This is a genomic window from Bradyrhizobium sp. 170 (assembly GCF_023101085.1).
Classification (GTDB): domain Bacteria; phylum Pseudomonadota; class Alphaproteobacteria; order Rhizobiales; family Xanthobacteraceae; genus Bradyrhizobium.
This window is the reverse complement of the sequence record NZ_CP064703.1, coordinates 2,434,844-2,450,251: the sequence shown is the minus strand read 5'-3', so window position 1 is coordinate 2,450,251 and position 15,408 is coordinate 2,434,844. Positions and strand designations below refer to the sequence as shown.

The window sequence follows — 15,408 nt, the reverse complement described above, 5'->3', positions numbered from 1 at the left end:
CGAAGTCCTCAATCCCCGCCGCCGCAGCCGCCGCCCCCGTCGCCACCACCACCGCCGTCGCCGCCACTATCACCGCCTGCTTCGCTGCCGGTATCGCCAAACCCGTCCGAACTGCCGTCGAACGACGTATCTGCGAAATCGCCGCCGCAATGCGCGGCGCCGCTGCCGTTCTTGCGCAGCTCTTCGCAGTCGGGATGATAGACGAACCCGTTTCCAATGTTGAGCTTGCTGTCGAGCGCAAACAACAGCGGCAGCCGCGTCGGGTTGACGGGATCGATGTTCTCGTATTTGCAGCAATACCACCAGACGCGGCGCAGGCCTTCGTTGCTCTTGCGATGCTCGCTGAGGACGACGGCGGGGGTATGGTGGAGGAAACCACCGAAGGCGCGGCGGCAGAACGCGTCGTAGTCGCGCGTGTACAGGATGAATTCGTGCCAGAGGTCGTCGGCGACTTGCGAGGGCATCGAGACGTGGCGCCTGCCGCTCATCAGATAGGCGAGGAAAAATTGCCGCAAGCCTCGCGAGACCAGCGCGCTGTCCTTGCGCTCAAAGCCGGGGTGATGCTTCTCCAGCCGCTCGAGCAGGCCGCGCGGCCAGCGAAAGGTACGGATGAATTCGGCGCGGCGCAGCGTGCGCCACTTGCCGTACAGCCAGGAAGTTCCGAACAGTGCGCCGACAAGCAGGGCGAACAACGGTATGGTTGAAGCGGCTGCCACGATGCCCCCGAATGCCCGAGCCGCCGTCAGATATTCTTCAAGCTCGCATACAGCGCCAATCCGAACAGCGCCACCGCGCCCAGCAGGAAGCCGAGCACGAACATGCCGAAGCCGCGGCGGCGCGGCTTTTTCTCCACGGCCGGCTCGGCCGCCTTCGTTACCATCATCGCATGTTCGCGCTCGATCATGCGGCGCGCGACATAGCCGGTGACGGCATCGACGATGACAGGCACGTCATGCGACTCGGCGATCACGATGCGGCCGAAGCGCGTATCCTGCACGAAGCGGTAGATGCGCTTGTCGCGCCCCATCACCACATGCGCCACCACATCGATCCACAGCCGCGGCGTCTCGCCCTGGCTGACGCCGCGATCGAACAGGTCGATCTGCCCGGGCACCTCGGCGAACAGCGGATCGAGCGCCTCGTTCAGGATCTCGAGCCGGGCGACCTCGGCATCGCGCAGTTCGACCACGACGCCGGTGCGGTCGGCGGCCTCGATGCGGGCCTGGCGGAGCGCGTCGCGCAACCGCGTCGGTCGCATGTCGCGGGCCTCGTTGCCGGTGTTTTGCGCGTTTGACATCGTAAGCCGCCTTTATCCTGGGAGGGTGGGCCCGGTTAACCTATCAGTAACTATGTTGCGCGCAATGGCTGTTTGTTTGCAATGGGTTAGCGATCCACTGGGTTCTGAGTCTGCGGCGAGAGCCCCTCACCCCGGCCCTCTAGGAGCGAGCTTCGCTCGTCTCGACCCCGTGAAGGACGGGGAGAGGGAGAATCCCAAACGCAAACGGCCCCACCCGGAGATCCGGATGGGGCCGCCTGTCCTTGGGCCGTTTCCTTAAGTTTTATCAGGCCGAGACGCGGGAGGGCTCTTCGACGATCGAAAAGCGCACCCCCGCCTTGTGGCGGTTCTCTTCAGAGACCGTGCGCCAGGCATCCTCGGCCTCTTTGCGGGTCTTGAAGGGTCCCTGAACCTGGGCCGAGCCTTCCACGAGCTTGTGGAAGTTCATCGATCCGAACTCGCCGCCAATCACCCAGAAATTGCTGCCTTTGGTCATTGTCAGTCTCCTGTTGCCCGGCCCGTTAGCCGAACTGGTTCATCGTGTTGTGGGCGCCGCCCGCCTTCAGAGCGGCATCACCGGCGAAATATTCCTTGTGATCGTCGCCGATATCGGAGCCGGCCATGTTCTGATGCTTGGCGCAGGCGATACCCTGACGGATTTCCTGGCGCTGAACATTCTTCACATAGCCCAGCATGCCCTGCTCGCCGAAATACTCTCTTGCGAGATTATCAGTCGACAGAGCTGCCGTGTGATAGGTCGGCAACGTGATCAGATGGTGGAAGATGCCGGCACGCTTGGCTGAATCGGCCTGGAAGGTGCGGATGCGCTCGTCGGCTTCAATGGCCAGCGGCGTATCGTCGTATTCCGGCTTCATCAGTTCGGCCCGATTGTACTTGCTGACATCCTTGCCGGCTTCCTTCATCGCGTCATAGACCTGCCAACGGAAGTTGAGCGTCCAGTTGAACGAGGGCGAATTATTGTAGGCCAGCTTCGCGTTCGGAATGACCTCGCGAATGCGGTCAACCATCTTGGCGATCTGCTCAATATGCGGCTTCTCGGTCTCGATCCACAGCAGGTCGGCACCGTTCTGCAGCGATGTGATGGAGTCGAGCACGCAGCGATCTTCGCCCGTGCCGGCACGGAACTGGTAGAGGTTGCTGGCAAGCCGCTTCGGACGCATCATCTTGCCGTTGCGGTTGATGATGACATCGCCATTCCTGGCGTTGGCGGCTGTCACTTCCTCGCAATCCAGGAAGCTGTTGTACTGATCGCCGAGGTCGCCGGGCTTGTGGCTCACAGCGATTTGCTGCGTGAGACCGGCCCCCAGCGAGTCGGTGCGGGTCACGATGATGCCGTCTTCGACGCCCAGTTCGAGGAAGGCATGGCGGCAGGCCCGGATCTTCGCCAGGAACACCTCGTGCGGCACAGTCACCTTGCCGTCCTGGTGACCGCACTGCTTTTCGTCGGAGACCTGATTTTCGATCTGCAGAGCGCACGCACCTGCTTCAATCATCTTCTTTGCGAGCAGATAGGTCGCCTCCGCATTACCGAAACCAGCGTCGATGTCGGCGATGACGGGCACGACATGCGTCCGGAAGTTGTCGACCTTTTCGATCAATGCCTTTTCCTTCGCCTGGTCGCCTGCCTTGCGAGCGGCGTCGAGGGCGCGGAAGATATCGTTGAGCTCACGGGAGTCCGCCTGACGGAGGAAGGTGTAGAGCTCTTCGATCAGCGCCGGCACCGAGGTCTTCTCGTGCATCGACTGATCGGGAAGCGGTCCGAACTCGGAGCGCAGTGCTGCGATCATCCAGCCGGAGAGATACAGATAGCGGCGATCGGTCGTACCGAAATGCTTCTTGACCGAAATCAGCTTCTGCTGCGCGATGAAGCCATGCCAGCAACCGAGCGACTGGGTGTACTTGGTGGGATCGGCGTCATAGGCAGCCATATCGCTGCGCATCAGCGCTGCCGTGTACCGAGCGATGTCCAGGCCGGTCTTGAAGCGGTTCTGCAGACGCATCCGCGCCACGGCTTCGGCGGTGACGCCGTTCCAGGTCGGCTGGTTCTTGAGGAGCGCTTCAGCAGCTCCAATCTCGCTCAGATAGGAAGCCGGTCCCTGGATAGCCGGGTCGCTGATGCCGCGTGGCTGGTAGTTCATGTGCGTAATCCTTTCGGTGACGACAGATCTGCAGCGCTTGTCTTCGCCACTTCCCTAATCGACATTCTTGACAGTGCATTGCGAAACGTTCCGAGAGCTAAACGCTAAACTTCCCAATTCGTATAGATACCTTGATTTTGAATGGTGATGTCATGTAACATATGAACTTGTCATAGATGTCATTTTGTAATTTTTGTCACAATCAGGTCAAGGAACCTGCCATGGCCACCGATTCCGGAAAGAAGCTTTTCGTCGGGCCCCGCTTCCGGCGGATCCGCCAGCAACTTGGGCTGTCGCAGACCCAGATCGCCGAGGGACTCGGGATTTCGCCGAGCTATATCAACCTGATAGAGCGGAACCAGCGTCCGGTGACGGCGCAGATCCTGCTGCGGCTGGCTGAGACCTATGACCTCGATTTGCGCGACCTCGCCACCGCCGACGAGGATCGTTTTTTCGCCGAGCTGAACGAAATCTTCTCTGACCCCCTGTTCCGTCAGATCGACCTGCCGAAGCAGGAACTGCGCGACCTCGCCGAACTGTGCCCGGGCGTCACCCACTCCCTGCAGCGCCTCTACGCCGCCTATACCGAGGCCCGCCGCGGCGAAACGCTGGTCGCGGCGCAAATGGCCGACCGCGACGAAGGCTCCCGCTTCGAGGCCAACCCGATCGAGCGCGTGCGCGACCTGATCGAGGCCAACCGCAACTATTTTCCGGAACTGGAACAGGCCGCGGAAAACCTGCGCGACGAACTGAACGTCTCCGCCGAGGAATTGTTCGCAGCACTTTCGGCGCGGCTGCGCGAAAAGCATTCGATCGTCACCCGCATCATGCCTGTTGACGTGATGCGCGAGACGCTGCGGCGGTTCGACCGCCATCGCCGGCAGCTTTTGATTTCCGAACTGGTCGACGGCTCCGGCCGCGCCTTCCAGCTTGCGCTGCAGATTGGGCTCGCCGAATGCGGCGCCAGCATCGACGCCATCGTCAACCGCGCCGGTCCCCTCGACGATACGCCGCGGCGGCTTTATCGGATTACGCTGGCGAATTATTTCGCCGCCGCCGTGATGATGCCCTATCAGCCGTTCCATAGCGCGGCCGAGGCGCTGAACTACGACGTGCATGTGCTGGCGCAGCGATTCAATGCCGGCTTCGAGCAGGTCTGCCATCGCCTCACCACGCTGCAGCGGCCGAACGCGCGCGGCGTGCCGTTCTTCCTGTTGCGCGTCGACAATGCCGGCAACGTCTCCAAAAGATTCTCCTCCGGTACGTTTCCGTTCTCGAAGTTCGGCGGCACCTGCCCGCTGTGGAACGTGCACTCGACCTTCGACACGCCGGACCGCCTGCTCAAGCAGGTGATCGAACTGCCCGACGGCACGCGCTATTTCTCGATCGCGCAGATGGTGCGCCGGCCGATCGCCCCGCACCCGCAACCGCAGCCGCGCTTTGCGATCGGCCTTGGTTGCGAAATCCGACATGCATCGAAGCTGGTTTATGCCGCCGGCATGGACCTGGAAAAAGCCGAGGGCACGCCGATCGGCGTCAACTGCCGGCTCTGCGAGCGCGAGAACTGCGCCCAGCGCGCCGAGCCGCCGATCACGCGCACGCTGATTTTGGATGAGAACACGCGACGGGTGAGTTCGTTCGCGTTTTCGAATGCGCGGGAGTTGTGAGGGCTTAGTCGTCATTGCGGGAATGTAGGGTGGGCAAAGCGTAGCGTGCCCACCATCTGTGCCACTGGATAGATGGTGGGCACGGCGCAAGCGCGCCTTTGCCCACCCTACGGTGCTGCGTTCGCAGGGACGACGGTAGTTAATAGCCGTCATTGCGAGGAGCGAAGCGACGAAGCAATCCATTCTTCCTTTATGCGGCGCGATGGATTGCTTCGTTTCGCTCGCAATGACGCGGATAGACATGAGTTCTCGATCTCGCGACACAATGCGCCCGAGTTCTGCTGAATTCTCAGCCCCCACAAAATCAGAGGGCGCAGGGAAGGCCGGGTGCTGGCTGGCACCCGCGGTCTCGTGTGCAATAGGCGCAGAGAAAACGCACACGAGCATACAGGTATCAGCCGGGGCATCCGGCCTTCCCTGCGCAATGGTTTGACGGCTTATGCCGAGCTCTCCCCGGAGACGAATTCGTCTTGCCTCCGTCGCCGGCGAATTGGCGGCTCGCATCGCCCGGTTGAGCTTTGCAAACCTCCGCCGGCTTGACACCAGCCACGGGTGCCAGGACCACACGGTTTTGCCGTACGCAAATGCGCCGTTCGTCTGACACGCTAGAGATCGCTCACGGGAAACCGCCCTGCGATCCGCATCACGCGCCGGCGCTTTCGCGTCCACCGCATCCCCGACCCAACGTCCGTGACGATCGCGATACGCCCCTCTTGCGGGCCGGGATGGCGGGAGTTCTAGGACTGATTTGGGTTGCGCGAGAACAGGATTCTTTTTTCGCGCAGGACTGGACGGGGCAAATCAGCTTGAAAAGATTGAAGAACTTTTCCTCTACGCGCAAAGCCCGTGGGACCATAAACCCTCAGGATGAGGTCCGGCGGAAGTGCGAACGCGAAAATTTCGACGCGGAAGATGAAGGCCTGTTCATCTGCATGACAACCGAAAACGTAATCGGGGAAAAGCGGAACTTCGCCGTGAACGACACGTTTGCTTGGTTGCCTATGATAGGAGGAGACCAATGCTGAAAACATTGATAGCCGCAACCGCCGCCCTGCTGGTCGCGACCACGGCGTTTGCGCAGAGCGAAAAAATGAAATCTCCGGGTTCGTCTGAGTACTCGGCGGGACAAACGATGCAGAAGAGCAAGACGGCGGTGGCACCGGGCAAGATGAAGAAGAGCAAGACGGCGGCGGCACCGGGCAAGATGCAGAAGAGCAAAGCTTCGACCGCGCCGGCGGCGTCGGAGCCGACGACGACCGGATCGGCCGCGACCAAAAAGAAGTATTAGTTATCTGACAGAACAGCCCGGCATCGATGCCGGGCTGTTCTGCGTGCGCGTGTCCACAGGTTCGATCTTTCAAGGTCTCTCGCGTCATTGGCGCAGTGCGATGCAATGGCCCGCCTTCTCTCACCAAAAACCGCTTCTGTGTCCCGCTGGTGACGATCACATTTAAAACGTGGGTATTCCGCAATTTTGCGATGGAACGGCCAAGCCGATTCGCTAGTTTGAAAGTAAGCGATTCCCAGAACTCGCGGATGGATGCAGGGCCGATGTTGCGACGCGTCAAGCTGATGAACCCGTTCGAAATCGTCCAGGACCGGGTCAGTCAAGACCGGATTACCCAGGACCGGGTTACCCAAGACCGGCCGCAGCCGGTCGAGCGGAAGATCGTGAATCGGGCCGCCCGCTCCACGCCGGTCTGCGCCGCCTGCGGTTCCGACGACATTATCTGCCACGCCACGGCGCAATGGAGCAACGAAGCGCAGGAATGGCAGCTTGCCGACACCTTCAACCAGCCGGCACACTGCAATACCTGCCAGCACGGCGGCAACCTGGTGTGGCTGACGCTGAATTAGGGCGCGGCGACGCGGCGGCGTAGCGCCCAGAGTAGCCCGGAAGGAGCGAAGCGAAATCCGGGGGGACTATCTCTGCGGAGCGACCTGCCCCGGATTGCGCTGCGCTCCATCCGGGCTACGTCTTCATCAAATCTCCGCATACACTTCCAGCAGGTTTCCATCGGGATCCCTGAAGAACAGCGTGCGATGGCCGAAGGACTGGTTCGTCGGCGGTTCGAGCAGATCGACACCGTGCCGCACCAGCTCGTCAGCGCAGCGATCGACGTCATCAACCGCGACCTTGAAAGCAAGCTGCAGCGAAGCGCTACCCGTGGGCGTCGGCGCATCCTTCGCGGTGCGGCCCGGCCGCGACAGCGCGAGCGTGTTGCCGCCGATCTGATATTCGATCCATCCCGCCGACAGCTCGCGCGTCAGCGGAAAGCGGAGGATCTCTTCATAGAAGCGGCGCATCGCTGCCATATCGCGCACGAGGATGACGGTGTAGTCGATGGCGCGGATGGACTGGAAGGGTGAAGCGGAAGGAGGATTTTGATCGTTCACGGCTGCATCTCCACTTGGCCCGCCTTCATTGACGCGCTTATCACAGCGTTAATCGTACACAAAATAGGCTGCCCCATCGTTTGAGAACAGAGTGATGCGCCGTGGATTTGCCTGAAGGTGTTTTACGTCTCTTCGGCCTGATCTTTGGTTGGCTCTTCGGTTGGCCGCTAGCCATCTTCCGTCGCTGGCTGGATCGCCAGCCGGATCGCGATCCCTCACAGATATCGTCGCTGGAGAAGTTTGGGCGACTTATGCTTGGCGTCACCCTAACGCTCTGCGTCCTGAACCCGCTGGGTTGGCTGATCTTCAGGTGAAGACGGCAAAGGGTGGCCGCACGCGCGGCTTGTCCGCCGCGGCTCAAGGAACGTAGGCGTAAGTCCTACTTGGTTGAGCTCTTTCGTTCCAACGAACTCCTGCACACGGCTTGCGCGATCGGAATTATTAAAGCGTTGGCAAAGCTACTGCGAGCTTCGTCCAAGCGCCGACACAATACAGGACTTGTTCGGAATGCATTCGCGACCGTGTTCTCCCATCCATCGATACCTTCAAGTTTTTGAAATCTGGCGTAACTAAGCAGGCCATCTGCGACATCCAATCGGATATCGGCAAATGCAAGAACTAGTTCTCTATTTTCGTCGTCCGGAAGCAACTCTTTAGACGATTCAAAGTACGGTCGGATCCCAGGCTTCTCAATCAAGATCTTGAGATGCTCCCGCCACTCCCCTGTCATTCGTTGATAAACAGCAATGTTGGCCGATTTAGTCGCTGCGTTCCATTGAAGAAGTGCGAAATAAACGGTGACGAGACCAACAACCGAAAACAATATTTTCAAATATTCCAGGATCAGTTTTATCTCTTCGCGTCTTTCACTTCGATCGCTTATTCTCAACCGACCTCCATCGGCACAGACACCAAAGTGCAAATAGTCCAGCATGATCGCCGCGATATGCAGGAACAGAGATTCCTAGACGCTTCGCTCATCCGGGCCACGCTTGTTCAAATCCCATCGTCCGCGCCGCTCCAGACCTGCTCCTCCGTCCATCCAAGCTCCGCGAACTCCGAGGCCCGTAACGGCGCCTCCCCCACTGAGAAAAACTCGTCGAGCTGCGGCGGACTTACCGACGTGCCACTGAGCATCGCGTGAGCCTGACCGCGATGATGCACCTGATGCTGGAACAGATGCAGGAGCAAGCGGTCCATCCGCTCGCGCTGGATGGATGTGCCGCGATGCACCGAGACGATGCGCTGCAATCCGGCGGCATCGAGCGCTTCGACGACCTTGAGCAAACGCCGATCAACGGCGGCCTGGGCTTCCTTCAGCGCGGCGACCGTCGCGCAAGGTTCCTGATCCGCCCAGGCGGCGGGTCCAAGCGTGCCGCCTTCCATCGCGTCGACGTAAAAGTGGTCGATGATCAGGACGTGATTGAGCGTGGCGCGCAGGCCTGGAAAGAAGCCGGTTCGTTTTGCGGTGAATTCTTCCGGCGTCAGCCCGAGACAGGCGGTGAGCAGCCGGTGGTTTGCCCAAGCGTTGTTGTAAGCCATGGTACGATAGGGAAGGACGTCAGTCATTGGCGTTGTCAGCCGGTAGTCCGCATGAGCGCAGCGATATGCGGGGAACGATAACAAAGGTCCCGGATATCGCTTCGCTCATCCGGGCTACCGCTTGATCCACGTCGAGCGGGACTCCATCGTCATTGCCTGCGACAAACGCGAAGCGTTTGCGCAAGGGAGCGCTAGCGACGAAGCAATCCACATTTTCCATACGGCGGCCATGGATTGCTTCGCTTCGCTCGCAATGACGATGTGGTGAGATACCCGTCGAACTTACTACTCCGCCGCCTCTCGCGTCGGCGCGTCCAGCACCTCCAGCACCTTCGGCGGCGACATCGGCAGGGCGTAGAAGCGTTTGCCCAGCGCGTTGTAGATGGCGTTGGCGACCGCTGCCATCACCGGCACCAGCGGCACTTCGCCGACGCCCTTGACGCCTTGCGGGTGTTTCGGGTTCGGCACTTCGACCATGATGCAGTCGAGCATTGGCAGGTCCGAACAGACGGGCATGCGGTAGTCGAGGAAGCCGGGGTTATCGACCTTGCCTTCTTTGGTGTAGATGTATTCCTCGTTCAGCGCCCAGCCGATGCCTTGGGCGACGCCGCCCTGGAGCTGGCCCTCGACATAGCCGGGGTGAATGGCGCGGCCGACATCCTGTACGGCGGTGTAGCGGATGACGCGCGCGATGCCGAGATCGACATCGATCTCGACGTCGCAGACATGCGTGCCAAAACCGCCGTCGGCGCCCGTGGTGTTGAGCTGCACGCCGGCGCCGATCGGGCCGCCCATCGCGGGCGCTTTCTCGGCGAGCTCTTGCAGCGTCAGCGGCTCGAACTGGCCGGCGTTCGGGCTCACCGGATGCGCCGCGCCGTTCTCCCACTTCACCGCCTCGGGATCGATCTCCCAGATCTTGGCGGCGCGCTCGCGCAGCGTCTGGATGATCTTTTCGGTCGACTGCGTCACGACAATCGAAGAGGCGAACAGCACGCGGCTGCCGCCGGTCAAGTTGGAGAAACCAATCGTCTGCGTGTCGCCGATGATGACGGAGACGCGGCGGTAGTCGATGCCGAGAAGCTCGGCGCAGATGTTGGCGATGCCTGCGCGCGAACCGCCGATATCCGGATGGCCTGTCGTGACGACGACGTTGCCGTCTTCCGTGATGTTGACTTGCGCGGAGGACTCGCCGCCGGCGTTGAACCAGAAGCCGGAGGCGACGCCCCTGCCCTGAAGCTTGCCGAGCGGGGCCTTGTAGTGATCCGAGTTCTTGGCGGCTTCCACCGTCTCGATAAAGCCGATACGCGGAAACACCGGACCGTGCGCGGCTTTCGTGCCTTCCTTCGCGGCGTTCTTCAGGCGGAAGTCGAGCGGGTCCATCTTCAGGGCTTCGGCGACTTCATCCATCACGCATTCGACGGCATAGGCGCCGATCGGCGCACCCGGCGCGCGATAGGCCGCGACTTTCGAGCGGTTGGAGCAGACGTCATAACCTTCCGAGAGCAGGTTCGGAATGTCGTAGGGCGTGAAGCTGCAGCCGGCAGCGCCGCGGATCGGCGAGCCCGGGAAGGCGCCGGCCTGCAGATAGAAGGTGCCGTGCGCGGCGACGATTTTTCCATCTTTCGTAGCCCCAATCTTCACCGTGCTCTTCGAGCCTGAGGTGGGACCGGTCGCGCGCATCACTTCCTCGCGCGTCATCACCATCTTCACCGGGCGGCCGGATTTTTTCGCGAGCAAGGTCGCGAGCGGTTCGAGATAGACGATGGTCTTGCCGCCAAAGCCGCCGCCGATCTCGGCGGGGATGGCGCGGATGTCGCTCTGCGGGATGCCGGTGAGATAGGCCGTCATCGCGCGCACCATGAACTGGCCCTGGCTGGAGCTCCAGATCGTGGTCTTGCCGTCCGGCGCCACCGAGATCAGGCACGCATGCGGCTCGATATAGCCCTGATGAACGGGACGCGTGGTGAAGGTGCGCTCGATGACGATGTCGGCCTTCTTGAAGCCATCAGCGATGTCGCCCTTCTTGTGCTCGAGGCGGCCGGCGATATTCGAAGGCTTGCCGTCGAACTTGTTGAACTCGTGCAGGATGGGCGCATCGGGCAGAATCGCGTCGTCGATCTCGATCGACCACGGCAGCACCTCGTAATCGACCTCGATCAGCTTACAGGCTTCCGCTGCGATCGCTTCCGTGGTCGCGGCCACGGCGGCGATGGGGTGACCGGGGAACAGCGCCTTGTCGCGCGCCATCACGTTGCGGCACATCCAGCGCATGTCCTGGATGCCCAGCATGACCGCGCCGTTGGCGATCGGGAAATCGACGATGTCGCGCGCGGTGACGACGGCTTTTACGCCCGGCAGCTTCTCCGCCTTCGACGTGTCGATCGATCGGATGCGCGCGTGCGGATGCGGGCTGCGCAAAACCTTGCCCCAGATCTGGCCTGGCATAGTGGTGTCGGCGGCGAACTGGGCGCGGCCGGTCACCTTGTCCATGCCGTCGGGACGGATGGTGCGCTGGCCGATCCACTTGTTGTTGGTGACGAGGTTCATTGGGTTGTCTCCCGCAATTTATTGCGCGCGCATTTCGGCAGCGGTTTCCATCACCGCGCGGACGATCTTGTCATAGCCGGTGCACCGGCAGAGATTGCCGGCGAGCCAGAAGCGGACTTCCTCCTCGCTCGGATCAGGATTCTTCTTCAGCAGCGCGTCGGAGGCGACCAACATGCCTGACGTGCAGATGCCGCATTGCAGGGCCGCCATTTCCAAAAACTTCTGCTGCAGCGGATGCAGCTTGTCGCCCTGCGCCATGCCCTCGATGGTGCGGATCTCGTGGTCTTGCGCTTCAACCGCGAGCATCAGGCAGGAGCAGATCAGGCGATCGTCGAGCGTGATCGAACAGGCGCCGCAATCGCCGGAGGCGCAGCCTTCCTTGGAGCCGGTGAGCGCCAGCGGTCCGCGCAGCGCATCGAGCATGGTGTCTGATGGCTCGCACAGAAATTCCATCGGCTCGCCATTGATGGACGTGGTGACGTGAACTTTGGCCATGAAAACTATTTCCCTGTAGCGCGTTGGGCGGCGATTGCGGCGGTGCGCTTGAGCAGCACGCCGGCCACTTTTGTGCGGTAGGCGATGGTGCCGCGCTTGTCATCGATCGGACGGCAGGCGACGGAACAGGCGGCGGCCGCCTTTGCCAAGGCGACGTCGTCGAGCTTTGAGCCGATCAGCGCTTTTGCGGCGTCTTCGACCAGCAGCACCGTCGGCGCCACCGCCCCCAAGCCGACGCGGGCGGCGGTGACCGTGCCGTCCTTGATCGTCAGGCTGACGCCAACGCCGACGACGGCGATGTCCATTTCGGTTCGCGGGATCATGCGCAAGTAGGCGTCACTGGAGCCGGGCGGACGCGGCGGCAGCGCAAAACTCACAAGGATCTCGCCGGGTTTGAGATTGGTGCGGCCGGGACCGGCGGGAACGTCCTCCACCTTGATCTCGCGGCGGCCGTCCGGGCCCTGTACGGTGACGATGGCGGCGGCTGCGACCATCGCGGGCACGCTGTCGCCGGCGGGCGAGCCGTTGCAGAGATTGCCCCCCGCGGACGCCCGGCCCTGCACCTGCTTGGAACCGATCAGGTTGACGGCCTCGAGTACGCCGGGCCAGACCTTGCCGAATGTCTTGTGTTCCGCGAGCGCCATGCCGGAGACGGCGGCGCCGATGCGAAAGCTGCCGTCGGCTGCCTGCTCGATTTCCGTCATCTCGGGGATTTTCTTGATGTCGACGATCACGCCGGGCCTGAGCATCCCGGATCGCATCTGCACCAGCAAATCCGTACCGCCGGCCAGGATGCGCGCGGCGCTGCCGGCTTTCGCAAATGCGCCGATCGCTTCGTCAAGCGTGTCAGGCGCCAGATATCGGAGTTCCGTCATGGATTCCGCAATCTCCCTTTTTGTCTGCCCGCCCCATACGGGCGATGGCCTTATGCCGGCCCGGCAGTGCGGCCCGAGCCTACACGGGGATCAACGGTTGGAACAGCCTGCGAGATCAGGTTGATACGGCAGGCTCCTATGCGCGCGGCGGGGCTTGCGGGCCGAAAATTGCTCCGAGGCGGGAGGCCGTAGTCTGTAGGGTAGGCAAAGGCGCACTTGCGCCGTGCCAACCATCTTGATTGAACTGGCTACGTTGCTTTGAATACGTTGCTTTGAAATGGTGGGCATCCGCCTTCGCTCTCCAAGCTGCGGCGGACAGGCGCTTCAACCCTCCCTATCCCGAGCCGGTGATATTGATGTTGTTTCTCAGACTTTTCGTTGCTGTCACGGCCTCGCTGACTTTTTCATCCCTCGCCATCGCCCAACCTGCCCCCGCTCCCGTCCGCCCCGCGCCGGCCCGGCCGGCGGTCGCGCCGGTACCGGGTCAGCAGCCACCGGCCGCCGTGGCGCGCTCGCCCCGCGCGGCGGCCTGTCACAACGGCATGTCGTTCGACCGTTTCCTTGCCGATTTGAAACAGCAGGCGCTGGCGGAGGGCGTGTCGCAGCGCGCGCTGGCCGAGGCCGCCCCCTACCTCGTCTATGATCAAGGCATCGTCAACCGCGACCGCGGCCAGCGCGTGTTCGGCCAGGTATTCAACGAATTCGCACGAAACAGGGCGTCCGAGGGCGCGGCAAAAAATGCGCAGGCGCGAGTCCGGATGCATGCGGCGGCGTTCGCGCGCGCCGAGAAGGAATACGGCGTGCCGCCCGCGGTGATCGCTGCGTTCTGGGGGCTGGAGAGCAGTTTTGGCGCCGAGTTGGGCAAGCTGCATACGCTGCCGTCGCTGGTGTCGCTGGCCTATGACTGCCGCCGCTCGGAGATGTTCCAGAAGGAAACCATCGCCGCCTTGAAGATCATCGACCGCGGCGATCTCTCACCATCTGAGATGATCGGCTCTTGGGCCGGCGAACTCGGCCAGACGCAGTTTTTGCCGACGCACTACTTCAACTATGCGGTGGACTATGACGGCGACGGCCACCGCGACATGCTGCGCAGCGTGCCCGACGTGATCGGCTCGACCGCGAACTACATCGCCAACGGATTGAAGTGGCGGCGCGGCGAGCCGTGGCTGCAGGAAGTCCGCGCGCCGGCGAATTTCCCATGGGACCAGGCCGACCTCACCGTCAAACTGTCGCGCGCAAAATTCGCGCAGCTCGGCGTCACCTATCCCGACGGCCGCCCGCTGCCGAACGACGACATGCCGGCCTCACTGCTGCTGCCGATGGGCCGCACCGGACCGGCGTTTCTGGCCTACGCGAATTTCGCCGCCTACACCGAGTGGAACAATTCGCTGATCTATTCGACCACCGCGGGCTATCTCGCCTCCCGCATCGCCGGCGCCCCGCCGATGCGGCAGCCATCGGCACCGGTGGCGCAACTGCCGCTCAACGAACTGAAGGAGCTGCAGCAGCTGATGGTTCGCGCGGGGTTCAATGTCGGCAAGGTCGACGGCGTGATGGGGCAGTTGAGCCGCACGGCGGTGAAGGCGATGCAGATCAAATACGGCCTGTCGGCGGATTCCTGGCCGACGGCGGAATTGCTGGCACGGATGCGCGGACCCGGCGTCCAGGCGCAGCCGGCCGGCATGGTGATGCCGGCGGCGCGGTAAGCACCGTCGTAGCCCGGATGGAGCGCAGCGAAATCCGGGACGGTGCCGCGTGCACAGAAGCCCGGATTGCGCTTCGCTCCATCCGGGCTACGAATCCGGCGCCGAGCCGAAGCATTGTATTTTCCCACTCGCCGCCCCATGTCGGAAAGCGCCTCATCCTCACGAGGCGGTATTCCACATCACGAAAAGAGCATCACATGTCTTTCCACGACTTAACCGTGCCGGCCTTCCTGCAGATTCTCGGCAGCCTTTCCGGCGTGCTCACCAAGGCGGAAGCGCATTGCAAGGCGAAGAACATCCAGCCCGAAGTGCTGCTCAATGCCAGGCTTTATCCGGACATGTATCCGCTGACGCGCCAGATCCAGACCGTCTGCGATTTCGCCGCGAAAACCTGCGCGCGCCTCACCGGCAGCGAGGTGCCACAGACGCCGGACACGGAAAAGAGTTTTGAAGAGTTGCAGCAGCGGATCGCGAAAGCGATCGACTATGTGAAGTCGTTCAAGCCGGCGCAATTCGACGGCGGGGATACGCGCGAGGTGACCTTTCCGATCGGTCCGAGCAACACCATGACGATGAAGGGTCAGCAATATCTCGTCAACTTCGCGTTCCCGAACTTCTATTTCCATGCCGCCACAGCGCACGGCATTTTGCGCCACAACGGCGTCGAGATCGGCAAGCGGGATTTTCTCGGGGCGAGGTAATCACAGCCGTCGTCGCGCGCGCATCGCAAGCCGCGGCGAC

The 15,408-nt window shown here is 62.1% G+C and carries 16 protein-coding genes; 6 read left to right on the top strand and 10 right to left on the bottom strand.

All coding sequences use genetic code 11. The features are described 5' to 3' along the window. Window positions 1-8: 8 nt before the first annotated feature. The 4 genes from IVB05_RS11420 to IVB05_RS11405 form a co-directional block, all read right to left on the bottom strand. Window positions 9-716, bottom strand: coding sequence for a hypothetical protein (locus IVB05_RS11420; RefSeq protein WP_247784270.1), 708 nt, complete (start codon window positions 714-716; stop codon window positions 9-11). 26 nt (window positions 717-742) lie between these two features. Next, complete coding sequence (locus IVB05_RS11415; protein ID WP_247784269.1) at window positions 743-1,297, bottom strand: hypothetical protein; 555 nt, start codon at window positions 1,295-1,297, stop codon at window positions 743-745. A 265-nt stretch (window positions 1,298-1,562) separates the two neighbouring features. Further along, a complete protein-coding gene (locus IVB05_RS11410; protein ID WP_018323282.1) occupies window positions 1,563-1,772 on the bottom strand; it encodes a hypothetical protein in 210 nt (69 codons plus the stop codon). Between the two features lie 25 nt (window positions 1,773-1,797). Continuing rightward, window positions 1,798-3,435, bottom strand: coding sequence for an isocitrate lyase (locus IVB05_RS11405; protein ID WP_247784268.1), 1,638 nt, complete (start codon window positions 3,433-3,435; stop codon window positions 1,798-1,800). A gap of 221 nt (window positions 3,436-3,656) precedes the next feature. On the opposite strand from IVB05_RS11405, the gene IVB05_RS11400 reads away from it, so the two are divergent. From IVB05_RS11400 to IVB05_RS11390, 3 genes are all read left to right on the top strand, one after another. Beyond that, window positions 3,657-5,102 (top strand): XRE family transcriptional regulator, encoded by a 1,446-nt coding sequence (locus IVB05_RS11400; RefSeq protein ID WP_247784267.1) that lies wholly within the window; start codon window positions 3,657-3,659, stop codon window positions 5,100-5,102. Between the two features lie 1,018 nt (window positions 5,103-6,120). Beyond that, entirely contained in the window at window positions 6,121-6,390 is a 270-nt protein-coding gene (locus tag IVB05_RS11395) for a hypothetical protein (RefSeq protein WP_247784265.1), read from the top strand. Between the two features lie 263 nt (window positions 6,391-6,653). Then, on the top strand, window positions 6,654-6,959 hold the full coding sequence (locus IVB05_RS11390; RefSeq protein WP_247784263.1) for a hypothetical protein: 306 nt from the start codon (window positions 6,654-6,656) through the stop codon (window positions 6,957-6,959). A 126-nt stretch (window positions 6,960-7,085) separates the two neighbouring features. On the opposite strand, the gene IVB05_RS11385 is transcribed toward IVB05_RS11390, so the two are convergent. Further along, window positions 7,086-7,499, bottom strand: a complete 414-nt coding sequence (locus IVB05_RS11385; protein ID WP_247784261.1) for a VOC family protein — start codon at window positions 7,497-7,499, stop codon at window positions 7,086-7,088. 101 nt (window positions 7,500-7,600) lie between these two features. Here IVB05_RS11385 and IVB05_RS11380 point away from each other — a divergent pair, with 101 nt between their 5' ends. Next, on the top strand, window positions 7,601-7,813 hold the full coding sequence (locus IVB05_RS11380; RefSeq protein ID WP_247784259.1) for a hypothetical protein: 213 nt from the start codon (window positions 7,601-7,603) through the stop codon (window positions 7,811-7,813). A gap of 65 nt (window positions 7,814-7,878) precedes the next feature. Here the strand turns inward: IVB05_RS11380 and IVB05_RS11375 are convergent, their stop codons facing one another. The 5 genes from IVB05_RS11375 to IVB05_RS11355 all read right to left on the bottom strand — a co-directional run bounded on the left by IVB05_RS11375 (window position 7,879) and on the right by IVB05_RS11355 (window position 12,958). Continuing rightward, window positions 7,879-8,433: a hypothetical protein gene (locus IVB05_RS11375; RefSeq protein ID WP_247784258.1), complete on the bottom strand. Its 555-nt coding sequence runs from the start codon at window positions 8,431-8,433 to the stop codon at window positions 7,879-7,881. Window positions 8,434-8,495: 62 nt separating this feature from the next. Next, on the bottom strand, window positions 8,496-9,068 hold the full coding sequence (locus tag IVB05_RS11370) for a DinB family protein (RefSeq protein WP_247784257.1): 573 nt from the start codon (window positions 9,066-9,068) through the stop codon (window positions 8,496-8,498). A 258-nt stretch (window positions 9,069-9,326) separates the two neighbouring features. After that, the gene (locus IVB05_RS11365; RefSeq protein ID WP_247784255.1) at window positions 9,327-11,588 is read right to left on the bottom strand and encodes a xanthine dehydrogenase family protein molybdopterin-binding subunit; all 2,262 of its coding nucleotides are present in this window, start codon (window positions 11,586-11,588) and stop codon (window positions 9,327-9,329) included. Window positions 11,589-11,606: 18 nt separating this feature from the next. Next, window positions 11,607-12,083, bottom strand: a complete 477-nt coding sequence (locus IVB05_RS11360; protein WP_247784253.1) for a (2Fe-2S)-binding protein — start codon at window positions 12,081-12,083, stop codon at window positions 11,607-11,609. A 5-nt stretch (window positions 12,084-12,088) separates the two neighbouring features. Continuing rightward, on the bottom strand, window positions 12,089-12,958 hold the full coding sequence (locus tag IVB05_RS11355; protein ID WP_247784252.1) for a xanthine dehydrogenase family protein subunit M: 870 nt from the start codon (window positions 12,956-12,958) through the stop codon (window positions 12,089-12,091). A 356-nt stretch (window positions 12,959-13,314) separates the two neighbouring features. Between IVB05_RS11355 and IVB05_RS11350 the strand changes: the two genes are divergently transcribed. After that, complete coding sequence (locus tag IVB05_RS11350; protein ID WP_247784250.1) at window positions 13,315-14,667, top strand: lytic murein transglycosylase; 1,353 nt, start codon at window positions 13,315-13,317, stop codon at window positions 14,665-14,667. A 197-nt stretch (window positions 14,668-14,864) separates the two neighbouring features. After that, a complete protein-coding gene (locus IVB05_RS11345; RefSeq protein WP_247784248.1) occupies window positions 14,865-15,368 on the top strand; it encodes a DUF1993 domain-containing protein in 504 nt (167 codons plus the stop codon). Window positions 15,369-15,408 lie beyond the last annotated feature (40 nt).